This is a genomic window from Streptomyces sp. RLA012 (assembly GCF_056270325.1).
In genome coordinates this window covers 5290513-5305827 of the sequence record NZ_JBWDPA010000002.1, presented here as the reverse complement: position 1 = coordinate 5305827, position 15315 = coordinate 5290513, and the positions used below count along the sequence as shown (strand labels likewise).

The following is a 15315-nucleotide window of genomic DNA, read 5'->3' as shown; positions in this document are numbered from 1 at the left end:
ACTCAACTGCCGTTGGGGGCCCGTCAGTTACGGGCGCACCGCGCGTGACTACGGGCGTGCCGTGAACCGGCCGTCGCCCCGCTTGTGCAGCCAGCCGCGGTCGGCGAGCTTGGTCATCTTCGCCCGCAAAGGTTCCAGCTTGCCGCGCACCGAGGCGTCCAGGCCCAGCCGCTCGCCGACCGCCCTGACCTGCACCGGGCCGTCGGCCTCCCCGCACGATCGACAGGATCTTGCGGTAGTCGCCGGGCAGCGCGCCCTCGTCGGCCGCGTCGCTGCGGTGCGGGATGAGCAGGACTGCCCGCCCGGCCACCTTCGCCGATACCGGAGCGACAGCCTCGGCATCGGCCTGGACCTGCTCGGCCAGGCGGTTCAACACCCGCTCCGCGATCGCCAGTTCGTCCCGCTCGACCTGGACCTCCTGAAGCTGCTTGGCCAACTCCTCGGCGAGGGCGTCCAGTTCGCTCCGGCGGGCGGTGATCCACTGCCGCTCCTGCATCCCCGCGCCCTCCCGCGTTCTCACGGTGTGCCGACCTGCTGACGGATCGTAGGCGGGGGCCTGTCGTGGGCGCAGCCGAACCCGGCATCCCGCCGGAGCCGGACCTGCCCGACGATCTACGCCATGGTCATCGGCCGCCGACCGGCACGAGTACCCAACTCGCCATTCACACCAGACCCGTGACCTGCGACTTCACGATGCACACCACTCAATGCACTGGAGAACGTACCCATTGCACGAGTCCTGACAGCGCATTGACGAGATCCCCCTCTGTCTGGAGGAGGCGGTGCTCAGGGCGGACCTGACCGCTCTCGACGTCTGCGTGGTCGAGTTCTGCTTCGCCGGTGTCCCAGACGGTGATGGTGGCGAGTCGGGCATTGGTGCTGAGGGTCACCCACGTGCTCGCCTTGCTGCGGCCGTCGGCCGGAGAGGTACCGGGCTCACAGTCGATTGCCGCTGCTCGGAGGCCGGCTGCCTGGTCGGTGCACCAGGTGGCAAGTACATGAGGGAAGTCGGTCATGGTCTCTCCTCGGAAGGGTACGCACCGGGGCGGTGGCCAGCGCGAAGGAAGCGAGGCGGCTCGGGGGGCGCGTGTCTTCCTCGTCGAAGGAGGTCCCGCAAAGGTCAGGTATTCCACCACTCCTCGGTGCCACAGCCAACTTCGTAGTGCCACCACCCTTCCCCTTGCCCTTGATTCAGGAGCGCCTTGATCCCGGTGAAGTCCGCGCCAGCCGGTGCGGAGAAGGCCACCATGGGAAAGGCTTCGCTGAAGACCTCGCCTCCGAGCCCGAACGCCGAAAGGCGCTGATGCACCGCCTGGGGACTGCGTCCCAAGGGGCCGGTCGGGACAGGCACGACGCGAATCGTGCAGTTGCCGGCGGTGCTGACCCGCCCAACAGCCCAGTGGAGGCCGCGGGCGTCGGTCTGATACCGAACCATGTCACCTTCAGCGACCCCGTCCTGAAGGAAGGGGGTGTTCTGCACGATGGCTGTGTCATCGCCGAGCTTCGTTGCCCACAGGCCCTCTGTGTCCTGCGGGAACCAACCCTCGCGAGGCACGAGCCGGAACCAGACCTTGATCTTCTCGACCGTGCTCTCCACGACGGGCATCATGCGCTGCTCGGAAACGGCACTTCTCACCGGGGCTGAGCTGGTTGATCAACCTTCGACTGTTCTTGGCCAAGGTCCACGGGCTAAGGACAGTTGAAGCCGCCCTCAACCGGCGCCGTATGGTGGGCGAGGAGGATCGTCCGGGTGTTCGGGGGTTGGGTGCGGGTCGAAGATCATGCCGCTTGGGAGCGGGGCTTCCCGGTGAAGTACCTGCTGGTCCACCACGATGAGGAGGACCAGGAAGAGTTCTGGGGGCGGTGCGCTGGTGCCGAGGGCATGTTCGTGGACAAGGTGCCGCCACCGCGCGAAGTCCTGACGCTGAGGGGATGCGTTCCCGAGGGACTGTTGCACGATGCGCTGATGCCGTGCGGGGAGTCGACCGCCCTGCTGGGTGACGTATGCGTCGAGGTCTGGGACGAAGAGCAGCCGTTGCAGTGGTGGTCATTGGTCGACTGCGTCGTCATCACCTATCAGCCGAACCATGACGATCCGGCCCTGGTGGACGTCGTGGTCGGAGCGGGCGTCGAGGAAGAGCACGCCTGGTCGCATACCCTGCCGGCGGCACCGCGGTTCAAGCTGTTCGCGGGGCCCACCAAAACGCTCGGTTCGGCTGGCCATTGCCTGGCCGTGGACGGGCTGTTCGTGACGCGGGGTGCGCCGGCGCCCACGCCACTGAGACTCGTTGGCTGCGAGCCTGCCGAACCCCTGCTCGCCGTCCTGCGCCGGCCGCGCAAGTGGGATCGGGACTGGGTGGGGCTGTGGGCCCTGGACCGCACCGGCCGTGTGATGTACCGCCACAACGTGTACCTGCGCGTCGAGACCGCCCGGCCGTCGGTGCTGGGCGGCAGCCTCCTCGACATCAAGGTCACCGACGGCGGCGGGGACAGACCGCCGCTGCTGGCCCGCCCGATCTGGGAGACCTGGTACCGAGGTGCCCCGACGGCTCGCAATCAATGGGCTCCGCTCTCCGCCGAGGGTAGATCCGAGTGGCTCGATCTGACCGCCCCTGGCATGAGCGAGCAGGGCCCGGACCGTTCGGGTGGTGTCCACCACCTCGACGGTGCGTACGTCACAGACGCGCCTGGCCTGCACTGCGCCATGGCCGAGGCACTGGCGGGACCCGGCGGCTATTACGGCCGGGAATGGAACGCCTTCAAGGACTGCCTGCACGGCGGCTTCGGCGTGGCTGCGCCCTTCACCTTGATCTGGCACGACGCCGATGTCGCTCGCCGGGCGCTGGCGGACGACATCTGGGACACCGAGAAGGGACTCAACTACTTCGAGGAGATAGTGCATCTCCTCGAAGCCTTCGGCGTCACAGTCATTTTCCAGTGATGTGGACACAACACCCCCACTTCCCCGGCAAGAACTGGCAGCTCGAAGACCCCGCCGGACAGGCGGTTGAGGTCGTACGCCCGATCCGCGATGAGATCCGCACTCGTATCGAGGCGCTGGTCGCGGTGATCGACACGAAGCCGCAGGCTTGAGTGCCGCTACGAGAGGGCGCATGGGGAGACGCGCCGTGGCAGGCGTCAGCGATGGGACTTCGGTGGTGTGGCTGGGACGATCCTCGTCCCGGTCGCCTCGGCGGCCCCTTGGAGGAGGTTCTCCCAGTCCGTGTGCTGGAGCCAGGTCTTGCCCATGAGGTGAGCTGTCCACCACACGAGGTCGGGCCAGCTGCGGCAGTGGTGGACTTCAACGCCGTACGACCTGGCTCTGGGCGACGGATTGCAGGCGTCGTGGTGGACCTGCCATCGGGCAGGGTCGGGATACGACATGAGGCTGCCGACGGAGAAACTCAGAGCCCCAGCCTCTTGCTCGGTCTCCAACTTCTCCCACGCCTGCGTGTTGGTGGCGGTGCGGTCGACGTCGGCCATGTCCACCCAGAGCGTCCCATCGCCGTCGGCGATGAGTGCCTCGCAGGTCTCGCAGCGGGCGAGGAGCTCGTGATTCATCTTCGTCACTGGCGCCAGCGGTTGAGAGAGACCTCTGGGTCGCCGGTGAGGTATCGGTGGAGGGCGCTGGCGGTGGTGTCGACGAACTCTTCAGGGATGGCGCCGGCGTCGACCCACCGAACCTGAGCATGCTTGCGCGGTTCACGGTTTTCGGGTTCGCCGGATCATTCGTTGGCTGCGAAGACAACGGTGAGGAAGCCGTTGGGGGCTTCGACACCCCAGGCGCCGTAGATGCTATGGGCGACCTTGGGGGTTTCCGGTTTCACGGTCAGGCCGGTCTCTTCGTAGAGCTCGCGCACGGCGGTCTCGGTGATCGGCTCGCCGGGTTCGCTCTTGCCGACAGGAAGGTTCTCCCAGATTTCTCCCAAACGATCACCGGAGACGCAGAAAGGGCCTGACCCTCACTGAGGATCAGGCCCTTGACCTGGTGTTTCACTGTCGGGGTGGCGGGATTTGAACCCACGACCTCTTCGTCCCGAACGCGATCAGCCGCTTCGTGACCTTGCGCGGGGGTTCCTGACCTGCTTGATCGGCTCCGGTGCCGTCCATTACCGTCCAGGACGGTCTTGCTGCTACTGCTTCGTTTGGCCCCCTGTTTGGCCCCCGAAGTGCAGTTACATCGTCGGCTCATCACGGTCTCCTGAGGACCGCAACTGCGCCGCGTACAGACTTCGCCGTGTAGCCACAGTCAGTCTAGGAGCACCCCGCTGCCCTCATCGGTAGGCGGACACCGCCGAGAGGAAGAGTGCCATCACACCCCCGAGCGCCCCACCACCCACCAAGAGAGCGCCCGGCAGTGCCGTTCCTGCTCGGTAGGCGAGCAGACAGGCTGCCACTCCAACGTTGAGGGCCACTGACAGGGCCAGCAACAACGCCAGCAGCTGAACCGTGATCACTCCGCATCTCCCTTTCTAGAGCGGGCTCACCGTGAGCCCTTCAGCACTCCGAAGGTCGCTGTAGCGGGCAGTGTCCAGCAGCCTTCTGCACTGACTTGGACAGCAAGGCCACATCAGTGCAGCTGAGCGGCTTAAGCTTCCCCTGTCCAAGGAGCCAAACCTGGACAGAGACGGCCAGCCTGCTGACGAGAGGAGGGGTCGGTGCCCAGCGAGGAGGAAGGCTCCGCGTTCCTTGCCGAACTGCGAGATCTTGCAGTCCTTAGGAACGACAAGCTGGACGGTCGGCCCGCCGACAGGGCCCTGGCCAGGAGGGCGAATGTCTCTCCGACGACCGTCGGACAGTGGTTGCGAGGGAAACGCTTCCCCCAACGGGTCGACGAGATTCTGGTTGTCGTCGACGCCTTGCGTGAGGAAGCGCAGACGAGAGAGCTCCTCGGTGATCCCACGGTGGCCTCTCTGCTTGATGAGCGTCGCTGGCGTAACGCGCATCAAGCAGAAGCAGCGCAGCGTGCGCGAAGTACGCGTGATGATGTCAACCGGGCCCGCGCCCGTAGCATTCTTGCGGCTAACGCGGCAAAAGAGCGGTTCGCTGCTCTGCCGGATAAGCCGCGCCGCATGGCGTCTTGGACGCCTCAGCAATTGGGTGTACATCCAGCCGTTGGGGATGAGCGAGGCAAAACGTCTAGTCTTTTCGTCCTCCCGACGTACATCGAACGCCCGCATGATTCAAGTGTTCGCCAGTACCTCGCATTGCTGGCGGAAGGGGAGAATAAGGGATTAGTTGTCATTAGGGGGAGTTCATGCACGGGCAAAACCAGAACCGCGTACGAGGCGGTGAAGGCCGTCCTTCCCGAGTGGGATCTTGTTTTCCCTAAAGATGCAGATAGCTTACTAGCTGTTCTCGCTGCCGGCGCATTCGAGTGCAGCACGATTCTTTGGCTTAATGAAGCGCAAAACTTCTTTTACGGAAAGTACGGTGAAGCTGCGGCCGCAGCATTGCGCCGACACCTTGAGGATCCTGGACCCGCGCTAGTTATTGCGACGTTCTGGCCCGAGTATCACAGAGAGCTCACAGTGACTCCATCACCGGGTCAAGAGGACTCGCATCATCACGCCCGTGAGCTGTTTTCTCAGGAATTTAGAATTGACGTTCCTGCCTCCTTCTCTGATGCTGCACTTGAGGAGGTTAGGGCGCGCGCGTCAAAGGACGCATCGCTGTCAGCGGTTCTCGGTACCGCCTCTGGTTCCGTCACGCAATTCCTGGCAGCGGCTCCAAACTTGGTCGACCATTATGAACACCCCTCTGGGGCAAGTGGTCCATATGGAAAGGCCGTGATTACGGCCGCTATGGATGCGCGCCGTCTGGGAATGTCCGGGCCGCTTTCTTTGCATTTTTTGGAAACTGCTACTCCGGCATATTTGACGCCTGAAGAGCGCGCTTCGGCAGACCCAGCAACGTGGTTCACTGATGCTCTGGCTTACGCTCGTACGAAGATCAAGGGTGTGGCTTCTGCTCTGCAAGATGTTCCGAATGACAGCGGTATGGGTGCGCAACCCGGTGTGGTCCGCCTAGCGGACTATCTGGATCAATATGCTCGGGACATTCGCAAATACCGTGTTCCACCACAGAGGTTCTGGAGCGCCGCGAGAGAAACGCTTGAGTCCGTCGAAGAGTTGATGTCGATTGCCGCCTCGGCGCGGGAACGATGGCGGAAAAGGGTCGCTGCTGATTTGTACTCTAAGGCGGCAGAAATGGGTAGCACCGAGGCGCTGAGGTGGTTGGCGTTTCTGCGGGAGCAGGCAGAAGACGCCGAATCTAGGGAGCGTCTTACACTCGCTGCGGTGAAAGCCGGAGATCTCTTTGCGCTACGTGACGCGGCAAGATGGTGTGAGCAGAACGGCGACCATGCTGAGGCCATGCGATTCGCGGAGGAGGCTGCGGCCGCCGGTTACCCAACTGCTCTTTGGGAGGTAGCCAGGATGCGCAAAGGAAGAGGCGACCTGGCCGAAGCTGAGCGCATTTTTTGGCTTGCCGCCGAAGCGGGAAGCCCTGATGCGGTGACAGACTTGCTCAGATTGAAAGTGAAGCTCGGAGATGCTGGTGCTGTTGACGAGCTAATTTCTGTTTTGGTAGAGACAGAAGACGATGAAGCACTTTTTACTTTGGGGCTGGAGAGTCGCGAAGACGGAGACTTCGAGGCAGCCGAGCGATTTTTCGGGCTGGCGTCTGAGATGGGTGACGTTTTTTCGTTTGTCGAACTTGGAGTAATGCGCAAGCTGGCTGGCCAACGCGAGGAGGCCAAGCAGATATTCTTGCAAGCGGCTGAACACATTGACTCGTACGCTCTAAGAGAGCTTGCTTTGCTTGAAGAGGAAGACGGAAACCTAGAAAAAGCCGAAAGTCTCTATTCTGAGGTGCTGAGTCATGGGGATGCGGAAGCGGTTTGGTATGTAGTGCGAATGTATGAGAGGTGCGGTGATGTGGAGCGCGCCGAAGCGCTAGCTAGGGAATCGGCTGATCAAGGCAACTTCTTCGCCATTTCACAGCTTGCAGAGCACTTGCTAGCCAATGATAACGGTGACCGGGCTAATTCCCTTCTTCGTTACGCGATTGAGCAGGCAGGTGCCACGGAATCCACATCGCTTTTGATTTCGCTGATGACCTCGAAATTATCCGGGGAGACTCAAGCATACGCGCGGCAAGCTGCTGATGGAGGAGATAGCTACTTGCTCATTGAGTTCGCTCGTAGCATGGGGTCGGTGGAGCCATGGCCGCAGATTCTCAAGTTCGGACTTGACTCTGATGGAAGTGTTGCTTCCCCTTGGTGACGATTTCTTGTCCCGCGTGTTGATTGTTACCGACCTTTTTAAATGCTTTCCCGGCTATTGTGGCAAAAAAGCCGGGTTTCTCCTGCCCGAGTGCCTGTAGCCGTGCAAGGTACTCATGAGCCGCGGGCTCACCTACATAACGACGCTTCATCTCGGCAGCGAGTTCGCGACTCGTCATGATGAGCGACGGCACTGACCGTCGGTCACTTTCGAGGGCCCGCTCGCCCATGGTGAGAGCCTGTTCCAAGTCGCCCTCACGGGCCGCCGCTACCCCCAGCGTGACGCGGGGGTCGGCGTTGCGTATCGGTGAGAGCTCGGTGCCGTCGAAGTCTGTCCCCGCTCTCAGCCCCTCTTCGGCGAGCGTGCGCTCGAGCTTGTCCTCTCCGACCAGGCGGTAGCAGTCCATCGCATAGAACGCGATCAGGGCCCCTCGTGACGTCTCTTGGGCGAGGTTCGGCCCGTGCTCTCAGCGGAGTGGTCGTCCGTCACTGTCCATGAGAGTCCCCCTCTGACTGCCATGTTTGGCCCCCCTCCAGCGCTTCGGACGGGGGCCGGCACCTAGGAGAGCTGAACCCCGTTGGTGGTGGTCGTCGTCAGGCGTACGTAGTGACCGTGAGACGACCCCAGGACGGCGCCGTTCGCCAACGCAGCGACCTTCCGGGCTCCTCGAACCGGAGCGATGTCAGAGCCATCAAGTACTTTGCTGCACAGGTGCCTTGCCTGCCGCCCCCTGCCCACGACGACTCAGTGCCGTTATGATCCGCCAAGTTTCTACTTGGGTGGGTTATCGCGGACTGTGACCAGATTTGCACTCCAGGTAGTAGACTGATCCGGCCATGGCGGACAGTTGGCCAAAGGAGCCGCAGAAGTGCCAAATTTGGTACCCAATAGGCCAATTTATCACATCACGCATATTCGGAACCTTCCAAAGATTCTCGACCAAGGGGGGCTGTTTAGCGACAATTCTTCTGCCCGAAAAAATCTTACCGACACGGATATTGGAATGCCCGGAATTAAGCAGCGTCGACGTACGACCTCAGTCGACTGTGGCCCCGGCGGCACCCCCGCAGATTATGTCCCATTCTATTTTTGTTACCGGTCCCCCATGCTTGCTTCTATTAATTACGGCAACGTACCAACCTATCGGGAGGGTCAAGAGCCAGTTCTGTACTTGACGTCGACCCTAACTGCCGCAAGGAATTCCGGTCTTCCTGCCGTATTCACTGAAGGGAACGCGGGAGCCACGTTCGTCGATTTTCACTCCGATGATGTCGAGCTTTGCGAGAAGCTGATTGACTGGCCACTGATGACTCAGAAGTGGTGGAACGACATACCTGAAGACCCGAACCGGGCAAGTCGACGCCAGGCTGAGTACCTAGTACACGATTTCTTCCCAATCTCTCTCGTGGCTTCAATAGTTGTCCACAATGAAAACCGAGCCAGTGAAGCTCGAAATATTCTCGCTGGACACGGTGTCTCAATTCCCGTGATGGTGTATCCTGAGTGGTACTACTAATGAGTGGAGGGGTGGCGACGGTGATCCAGGAATCGCAAGGAAACCTGCTTGAAGCGGACGCGGAAGCCATCGTCAACACTGTTAATACTGTTGGCGTCATGGGGAAGGGTATTGCCCTCCAGATTAAACAAGCTTTCCCCGAGAACTTCAAGCAGTACAAGGCTGCCTGTGACCGAGGGGAAGTCAGGGTCGGTGAAATTTTCGTTCATGACGCTCACCATCTTGGCCCCCGACGGTACGTCCTGAATTTCCCAACAAAGCGTCACTGGCGCGGCAAGTCGCGCATCGAAGACATTCAAGCAGGTCTCGACGCACTAGTTGAAGTAATAAAGAAGTGCAACATTGAGTCCGTTGCAATTCCCGCTTTGGGTTGCGGAAATGGGGGCCTCGATTGGGACGATGTCCGTCCCATGATTCACGCTGCTTTCGAGCCTCTGCCATCGGTCAAGGTGTTGCTATTCCCCCCAGCAGGTGCCCCGGCGCCTGATTTGATGCCGGTCCGTACGAGTGCGCCAAACATGACCCGAGGAAGGGCCGCACTCGTAGCTCTGTTGAGTGGCTACGTCGAGCAGGCAAAGTCAGAGCGCGTAGAAGCCCCTAACGGGGCATCGCTACTCGAACTCCAGAAGCTTATGTATCTGCTTCAGGCTGTCGGAACACCTATGCGTCTCCAGTATCAGAAAGCGCAATACGGCCCCTACGCCGAAAACCTGAATCATCAGCTTCAGCGGATGGAGGGTCATTTGGTTCGGGGATATGGGGACCGAACTCAGCGCGTACTCGACTTTCACCCCATCGCGCTCACGCGGGATGCGAAAGCTTCTGCGGATTCCTGGATCGAAGAGCATCACGACGTACAGCTAAAGGAATCTATCGATAAGGTCCTTGAGCTGATCGATGGATTTGCTTCTCCATATGGCCTTGAACTGCTGTGCACGACGCATTGGGTCATTCATGAACTTGGGACTGACGCCCCACAAAGCGCTGTCATTGACACGCTCCAGAAGTGGAGTCGTCGCAAGGCGGAGATTTTTACTGATCGGCACGTTTCGGTTGCCTGGAAACGTCTGCAAGCGAAGCACTTGGACGCACTCTCTGTCTGAGTAGCCTCAGGCAAGCTGTGACGCGGGCTTCCGCGTTGCGCGCCGGAGAGCCCGAAAACACGAGATCAGAGACCCGGACACTGTGTCCGGGTCTCTTTGCTTGGGGCCTGTCACGCTCGTACTGGCTCCGATGGCGAGCAAGGCGAACTACCCGCCTCGCCATGGGCTCTGTACCGTGAAACCGGCCCCCAACCAGCAGGAGGCAGCACGCAATGCGTGGTCTCGGAGATCACCTCAGCATCGGCGAGCGGATCGCGTTCTACCGCAAGCGCCGCGGCTACACGCAAGAGGTTCTGGCTGGGCTGGTCGGCTACAGCACCGACTGGTTGGCGAAGATCGAAACGGGTCGCCGGAAGCCGCCTCGTATTGACATGCTCGCGGAGCTGTCGCGCATCCTGCGCGTTCCCCTCGGGGATCTACTCGGTCAGACCGTGCTCATGGAGGACGAGAGGCAGCACGACGACGTTCCGGCCGTGCGCGACGCGCTCATGAGCCCGCGCAGGCTGTCTCGTCTGCTCTTCGGCCCTGAGGTTGAGACACAGCTCCCTACGCCTGCACCCGCGGCCGTGCGTGTGGAGCATGCATGGAACGACTACCAGGGTGGTCGGCTCGGCAGCGTCATCGCCGCGCTGCCCGCACTCCTTCAGACCGCACAGGAGCTGGAGGAGCGAGCGGCACGGCGCGGCGAGGACCGTAGCGACTGCTGGGCCGTGTCGGCTCGCACTCACCACCTCGCTGCGACGACGCTCGCGAAGATCGGCGAATCGGACATCTCATGGCTCGCTGCCGAGCGCGCGATGCGTGCCGCGGACGAGTCGGACGACCCGCTTGTACTGGCGTCGGCCGCACGGTCCGGCACACACGCCTTGCTGGCCAACGGCCGGTATGACGAGGCGTTGGAGCTGGGCAACACGGCCGCCGCATGGCTGTCGTCTCGGGTGGCAGACAATGACCCGGCGGCGCTGAGTCTGCTGGGGATGATCCATCTGAGAGCCGCCGTGGCAGCGGCACGTCATCAGGACCGGCCGGCCGCAACGGGCCTGTTGGACCGAGCCGAGGAACTCGCGGACGACCTCGGGTCGGATGAAAACTACTGGCAGACCGGCTTTGGTCCCACGAATGTTCTGCTTCACCGGCTGTCCGTTGAGCTGGATCTCGACAACGTGTCGTACGTGGTGGAACACGGCCGAATCAATGTCGACCACATGCCGCAAGAACGAAGCGTGTCGCACCGAATCGACTTCGCGCGCGCTCTGTCGCTAAGCGGGCAGGGCGATGAGGCATTCGCGGAGCTTCGCACTGCCGAGCGCACATCACCGCAGCTCGTACGCAACAATCCCAGAGTGCGTGAGACGCTGCGAGACCTGGTCAAGCAGTCTCCGGTAACGGGTGGCTCGCGTTCGTCCGAGGTGTTCGTGATGGCTCAACGGTGCAGGGCGGTGCAGTGAGCTCAGGCAGGCGCGGAGTGCTGGGAGTCGTCGGGTCAGCCGCCGGAGGTGTGGAAGCGCTGCGCACCGGTTTGGTTGAGCCCGCGATGGACCGTGGATGGCAGGTGGCCGTCACTCTGACGCCGACCGCAGGTCAATGGCTACGGATGAGCGGCGAGGTCGAGCGGCTGGAGAAGCTGACCGGTCTACCCGTGCGCGATGAGCCGCGGTTGCCCGGCGAGGCCCGACCACACCCGCCGGTTGACTGCTACGTGGTCGCCCCCGCGTCAGCCAACATGGTTGCCAAGCTCGCGACTGGCCTGATGGACAACCAGGCACTGACGCAGGTGGGAGAGGCAATCGGCACCCTCGGTTTGCCCGTCGTCGTCTTCCCTCGGGTGAACGCGGCGCATGCTCGCCACCCGGCGTGGCAGCGCCACATCGACACCCTTCGTGCCGGAGGTGTGCACGTCGTCCAGGGTTCGGACGTGTGGCCGCTGTATGAGCCGCGGGATGCGCCGACGGGGCGCACACTCCCGTGGTCAACCGTGCTCGACACGGTCGATGAGGCCACCCGATGACGAGTCGTCAACTCTCCTGACCTGCAAGGAAAGAGGACCCGGACAGTCTGTCCGGGTCCTCTGCCGTTCCCGGCTGCATGCTCATTGGCATGTCAGGGATCAATGAGCGAAGCGGCGAGCTGGAAGGCATGACTCCTGCTGAACTCGCTTTGATCAAAGCGAGTTTGAGCGAGGCGCGCGTCAAGGTCGAACGACTCCTGAAGCGCGCGGACGAACTCACGGCGATGGTGGAGTCTCGCTGCCCACGAGCCGCTCAAGCCGATCTAGACGCTCCCCGAGCAAGTGGAGGGCGTCATGAATCGTGCTGAGCTCTGCCGCCAACGCGCTGAACGCGGGGCTACTGCCCGGCTCGGTGCCGAGGGGCACAGCAGGATCGCGGACGAACGTTCCGCGGCCCTGCTGAGTGAGAACCAGTCCCTCGTCACGAAGCTGGCCGAACGCGCTCTGAACAGTCATGAGTTGCACGCCAAGTTCCTTGGCGAGCTTGCGAGCGGCTGGGAGCTGGTCCCCCGGCCCGTACTCGCGATCGGGGCCCACGATCTTCTCGCGGAACTCCGCCGCAATCTCCTTGGCCGTAGGCGTCTGCTTTGGCGCTTCAGGGCTCTGGTCCATGGCATCGAGAGTAACCGGACCTAGGTCAATCTCAGATCCTTCCGCGTACCTCCTTGACAGTCAGATTGACCTAGGTCAATCTGAAGTCACGACAGCGTGGCGGGCCCGAAAGGGCTTCACCGGCTGTGTTCGCAAGTGCTTGACCTGCACGAATTCGCAGAGGGCGGGGACGCTGCAATCCCGCTAAAGGCCAGGTGGAACAGGGTTTCGGCCCGTACTGGCGAGGTGGCCCGGTGACCGCGAGCAACGGCCGGCGTGTGGGGACTAGGTCCCCCTTGCAGTGCACCACCGCATCCGTTCACGCAGAGAGGAGACGCCGATGTACCGACGACATCGTTCGGCGCCGTTGCGCCTGACCAGCACGACGGCAACGCCTTCCGCGTCTGCCTGACTTCCGCAGCCAACGCGTTGCGGCCGGTTGCCTCCTCCGCCCGTCCGGGTCCGCTTGTTGCGGTGGTCGTACGGGCGGAGTGGCAGGGAGCCGGATGTTCCGACTTCAACGGCGCGCGGCCCCGGTGCTCGAACACCGGGGCCGCTGTTCGGGCCGTTCACCCTGTGAGAGGAACCACGACCCATGAAGCACATCGCTGCTGATCAGGCGGTTGTTACCGCCGACGTTTTCGACCGCGAGCCGACGGCCGTGGAGCTGGACGCGATCGCGTACGAGATGCCCGTGATCCGGGCGGAAGTCGAGTTGCTGGACGCGCAGATCATCGCGCTGGACCGCACCCCGAACGAGGTGGACGCGCGGCGTATCCGGCGGGCCCGTCGCAAGGTGCTGGCCGCCCGCCTCGCGGCGGCCAACCTGGGCACGATCCGCATTCCGGGGGTGTCTGCATGAGCACCCCTCAGACTCTCGCCGCCGCTCACGCGGAGGTGAAAGCGGAGATCGCGCGGACCGACACCAAGACCGGCCTGCGTCGCGCGGTCGATTTCACCATGACCGGCGGTGCCCTGCTCGTGCTCGCCGCGCTGCTCGCTCTCGGGGGTGTGGCATGAACGCCAAGACCGCACTGCCTGCCGTCGCGATGACGGCGGTGTCCATGGTCCTGACGCTGGCTGTGGTCGTGATGTGGCTGGGCACGGCGATGCCGTGGCCGGTCGCTCTGGTCGTCGGTCTGGGGATCGACGGGCGGTTGGCTTGCCACCCTCGCCTATGAGCGCCGGTTGGCAGCGCAGGGCGACCACAGCCACGGCGTGACCGCGGTGGGCTGGTCGTTCGGTCTGGTCGCGACCGCCGTTCTGATCGCTCACGCCCTTACCGGTGAGGAGAACACGGGCGCGTGGCTGGCGGTGGCCTGGTTGCCGATCGCGGCGAAGGCCCTGTGGTTGGTCCACGGACTGTGGGAGCGCACCGCGCTCACCTCGAACGCGCTCGGTGCGATCCGGGGAATCCAGCAGGAAGCGCGCGACGAAGCGGCCGTGGCCCGTGCTCGGCTGCGTGCCGAAGCGTCCACGGAGGAGACCCGGCTCACGGCCGTGACGCAGGCCGGTGCCCGCGTCGCCCGCGTCCAGGCCAAGACCGCACAGAGCCTGTCGCGAGCGTGGTCGACGCTGGAATCAGCGCGTGAGGGCGAGGACACCGGCAGGGCGCTCACCAGCGTGACGAGCCGCGTCACACCCCACGTCACACCCCGCTGGGAACTCCCGGTGTGGGGCCCCAACGAGCCCGTCGCAGCCCTCCGACTGGAAGCCGCCCCCGCACTCACCGACACGGCCCTTGACGCGCTGGTCGACGAGATCCGGCACAGCGAGGTGCCCGCCCTGTCCTACCGGGAGATGGCCGTCCGCTTCCGTACAGCTGGCCACTCCGCATCCGAAGTACGGCTCAGGGCCGCGTGGAAGCGGATTGCCGCATGAACGGGGCCCCGGTCACGCAGCCGGTGAAGTCGTTCAGCTTCGGCGGGGGCGTGCAGTCCACCGCCGCCCTGGTCCTCGCGGCCACCGGCGAGCTGGACTACCGCACGTTCCTGATGGCGAACGTCGGGGACGACTCCGAGCACCCCGGCACCCTCGCCTATCTGAAGCAGTACGCCATCCCCTACGCCCAAGAGCACGGCATCGAGCTGGTCGTGCTGGACCGCATCATGAAGCGCTCCGGTGAGACCCGCACCCTGTATCAGGACCTCACCCGCGAGGGTTCACGGTCACTGAAGATCCCGGTGCGGATGTCGAACGGGGCCCCCGGCACCCGCTCGTGCACGGCCCAGTTCAAAATCAAGGTCGTCGGGGACGAACTCAAACGCCGCGGCGCCACGAAGGACGCGCCGGCCACGGTCGGGATCGGCATCAGCCTCGATGAGATCCAGCGCGCCAACAAGCGGCGCTGTGAGCCACACGAGCGCATCGAATACCCGCTGCTGGAACGCGGGATCCGCCGCATCGACTGCGCACGGATCATCCGCTCCGCGGGTCTGCCGGTACCGCCGAAATCGTCGTGCTGGTTCTGCCCGTTCCACCGGCCCGAGACCTGGCACGACATGCGCCGCGACGAGCCGGAGCTGTTCGAGAAGGCGTGCCAGCTCGAAGAACTACTCAACCGCCGCCGTGACGAACTCGGCAAAGACCACGTGTGGCTGACCCGCTTCAACAAGCCCCTGCGCAAGGCCATCCCGGACGGCGTCGACACCCTGCCGTTCGACGAATGGGACTCCGGCTGTGACTCCGGCTGGTGCATGACCTGAGCAGGCAAACAGCCCCGGCATTCAGGCCGTGAAGGCGCCGGATCGAATCCGGCCCGGGGCACGCACGAACCACACGACACGGGTCCGGCCGTCCGCCTCCACAGCA

Annotated in this window: 17 protein-coding genes and 3 pseudogenes; 12 read left to right on the top strand and 8 right to left on the bottom strand. The window is 63.3% G+C overall.

Annotated elements, in window-relative coordinates:
- Positions 1-48: 48 nt before the first annotated feature.
- Complete coding sequence (locus RV986_RS24210) at positions 49-195, bottom strand: hypothetical protein (protein ID WP_475919407.1); 147 nt, start codon at positions 193-195, stop codon at positions 49-51.
- An 82-nt stretch (positions 196-277) separates the two neighbouring features.
- Between RV986_RS24210 and RV986_RS24205 the strand changes: the two genes are divergently transcribed.
- A complete protein-coding gene (locus RV986_RS24205) occupies positions 278-538 on the top strand; it encodes a hypothetical protein (RefSeq protein WP_475919406.1) in 261 nt (86 codons plus the stop codon).
- A 166-nt stretch (positions 539-704) separates the two neighbouring features.
- Here the strand turns inward: RV986_RS24205 and RV986_RS24200 are convergent, their stop codons facing one another.
- Complete coding sequence (locus tag RV986_RS24200) at positions 705-1016, bottom strand: hypothetical protein (RefSeq protein WP_475919405.1); 312 nt, start codon at positions 1014-1016, stop codon at positions 705-707.
- Between the two features lie 104 nt (positions 1017-1120).
- Positions 1121-1606 (bottom strand): DUF4265 domain-containing protein, encoded by a 486-nt coding sequence (locus tag RV986_RS24195; RefSeq protein WP_475924402.1) that lies wholly within the window; start codon positions 1604-1606, stop codon positions 1121-1123.
- Between the two features lie 201 nt (positions 1607-1807).
- On the opposite strand from RV986_RS24195, the gene RV986_RS24190 reads away from it, so the two are divergent.
- Together RV986_RS24190 and RV986_RS24185 are read left to right on the top strand one after the other, a co-directional pair.
- Positions 1808-2941 carry a barstar family protein gene (locus RV986_RS24190; RefSeq protein WP_475919404.1) on the top strand — a complete coding sequence of 378 codons (1134 nt, stop codon included), beginning with the start codon at positions 1808-1810 and terminating at the stop codon, positions 2939-2941.
- Between the two features lie 14 nt (positions 2942-2955).
- Positions 2956-3093: pseudogene (locus tag RV986_RS24185) on the top strand (phosphotyrosine protein phosphatase); the annotation flags it as partial.
- A gap of 45 nt (positions 3094-3138) precedes the next feature.
- Here the strand turns inward: RV986_RS24185 and RV986_RS24180 are convergent.
- From RV986_RS24180 to RV986_RS24170, 3 genes and pseudogenes are all read right to left on the bottom strand, one after another.
- Entirely contained in the window at positions 3139-3561 is a 423-nt protein-coding gene (locus tag RV986_RS24180) for a hypothetical protein (RefSeq protein ID WP_475919403.1), read from the bottom strand.
- A gap of 5 nt (positions 3562-3566) precedes the next feature.
- Positions 3567-3920 (bottom strand): annotated as a pseudogene (locus tag RV986_RS24175) (NUDIX domain-containing protein); the annotation flags it as partial.
- Between the two features lie 354 nt (positions 3921-4274).
- On the bottom strand, positions 4275-4457 hold the full coding sequence (locus RV986_RS24170; RefSeq protein ID WP_475919402.1) for a hypothetical protein: 183 nt from the start codon (positions 4455-4457) through the stop codon (positions 4275-4277).
- A 201-nt stretch (positions 4458-4658) separates the two neighbouring features.
- Between RV986_RS24170 and RV986_RS24165 the strand changes: the two genes are divergently transcribed.
- Positions 4659-7286: a tetratricopeptide repeat protein gene (locus RV986_RS24165; protein ID WP_475919401.1), complete on the top strand. Its 2628-nt coding sequence runs from the start codon at positions 4659-4661 to the stop codon at positions 7284-7286.
- Here RV986_RS24165 and RV986_RS24160 read toward each other — a convergent pair.
- Positions 7240-7692, bottom strand: a complete 453-nt coding sequence (locus RV986_RS24160) for a hypothetical protein (RefSeq protein ID WP_475919400.1) — start codon at positions 7690-7692, stop codon at positions 7240-7242. The genes RV986_RS24165 and RV986_RS24160 overlap by 47 nt on opposite strands.
- Before the next feature lie 462 nt (positions 7693-8154).
- On the opposite strand from RV986_RS24160, the gene darT reads away from it, so the two are divergent.
- From darT to RV986_RS24140, 4 genes are all read left to right on the top strand, one after another.
- Positions 8155-8802 (top strand): type II toxin-antitoxin system toxin DNA ADP-ribosyl transferase DarT, encoded by a 648-nt coding sequence (gene darT, locus RV986_RS24155; RefSeq protein WP_475919399.1) that lies wholly within the window; start codon positions 8155-8157, stop codon positions 8800-8802.
- 11 nt (positions 8803-8813) lie between these two features.
- The gene (gene darG / locus RV986_RS24150) at positions 8814-9905 is read left to right on the top strand and encodes a type II toxin-antitoxin system antitoxin DNA ADP-ribosyl glycohydrolase DarG (RefSeq protein WP_475919398.1); all 1092 of its coding nucleotides are present in this window, start codon (positions 8814-8816) and stop codon (positions 9903-9905) included.
- A 212-nt stretch (positions 9906-10117) separates the two neighbouring features.
- The gene (locus tag RV986_RS24145; protein WP_475919397.1) at positions 10118-11353 is read left to right on the top strand and encodes a helix-turn-helix domain-containing protein; all 1236 of its coding nucleotides are present in this window, start codon (positions 10118-10120) and stop codon (positions 11351-11353) included.
- A 50-nt stretch (positions 11354-11403) separates the two neighbouring features.
- Positions 11404-11913, top strand: coding sequence for a flavoprotein (locus RV986_RS24140; RefSeq protein WP_475919396.1), 510 nt, complete (start codon positions 11404-11406; stop codon positions 11911-11913).
- A 216-nt stretch (positions 11914-12129) separates the two neighbouring features.
- On the opposite strand, the gene RV986_RS24135 is transcribed toward RV986_RS24140, so the two are convergent.
- The gene (locus RV986_RS24135) at positions 12130-12525 is read right to left on the bottom strand and encodes a GntR family transcriptional regulator (RefSeq protein WP_475919395.1); all 396 of its coding nucleotides are present in this window, start codon (positions 12523-12525) and stop codon (positions 12130-12132) included.
- Between the two features lie 574 nt (positions 12526-13099).
- Between RV986_RS24135 and RV986_RS24130 the strand changes: the two genes are divergently transcribed.
- From RV986_RS24130 to RV986_RS24115, 4 genes and pseudogenes are all read left to right on the top strand, one after another.
- A complete protein-coding gene (locus tag RV986_RS24130) occupies positions 13100-13366 on the top strand; it encodes a DUF6284 family protein (RefSeq protein ID WP_475919394.1) in 267 nt (88 codons plus the stop codon).
- Positions 13363-13524, top strand: coding sequence for a hypothetical protein (locus RV986_RS24125; RefSeq protein WP_475919393.1), 162 nt, complete (start codon positions 13363-13365; stop codon positions 13522-13524). Before RV986_RS24130 ends, RV986_RS24125 begins: the two co-directional genes overlap by 4 nt.
- A pseudogene (locus RV986_RS24120) lies at positions 13521-14385 on the top strand (protein spdB). The gene RV986_RS24125 and the pseudogene RV986_RS24120 overlap by 4 nt, the downstream one beginning before the upstream one ends.
- A complete protein-coding gene (locus tag RV986_RS24115; protein ID WP_475919392.1) occupies positions 14382-15209 on the top strand; it encodes a phosphoadenosine phosphosulfate reductase in 828 nt (275 codons plus the stop codon). The pseudogene RV986_RS24120 and the gene RV986_RS24115 overlap by 4 nt, the downstream one beginning before the upstream one ends.
- Positions 15210-15315: the final 106 nt, after the last annotated feature.

What these genes read in the sequence shown, in the direction of transcription:
- RV986_RS24200 (WP_475919405.1), bottom strand. Translation starts at nt 1,016, where the DNA reads ATGACCGACTTCCCTCATGTACTTGCCACCTGGTGCACCGACCAGGCA.
- RV986_RS24195 (WP_475924402.1), bottom strand. Translation starts at nt 1,606, where the DNA reads ATGCCCGTCGTGGAGAGCACGGTCGAGAAGATCAAGGTCTGGTTCCGG.
- RV986_RS24180 (WP_475919403.1), bottom strand. Translation starts at nt 3,561, where the DNA reads ATGAATCACGAGCTCCTCGCCCGCTGCGAGACCTGCGAGGCACTCATC.
- RV986_RS24160 (WP_475919400.1), bottom strand. Translation starts at nt 7,692, where the DNA reads ATGGACTGCTACCGCCTGGTCGGAGAGGACAAGCTCGAGCGCACGCTC.
- RV986_RS24145 (WP_475919397.1), top strand. Translation starts at nt 10,118, where the DNA reads ATGCGTGGTCTCGGAGATCACCTCAGCATCGGCGAGCGGATCGCGTTC.
- RV986_RS24135 (WP_475919395.1), bottom strand. Translation starts at nt 12,525, where the DNA reads ATGGACCAGAGCCCTGAAGCGCCAAAGCAGACGCCTACGGCCAAGGAG.
- RV986_RS24130 (WP_475919394.1), top strand. Translation starts at nt 13,100, where the DNA reads ATGAAGCACATCGCTGCTGATCAGGCGGTTGTTACCGCCGACGTTTTC.
- RV986_RS24125 (WP_475919393.1), top strand. Translation starts at nt 13,363, where the DNA reads ATGAGCACCCCTCAGACTCTCGCCGCCGCTCACGCGGAGGTGAAAGCG.
- RV986_RS24115 (WP_475919392.1), top strand. Translation starts at nt 14,382, where the DNA reads ATGAACGGGGCCCCGGTCACGCAGCCGGTGAAGTCGTTCAGCTTCGGC.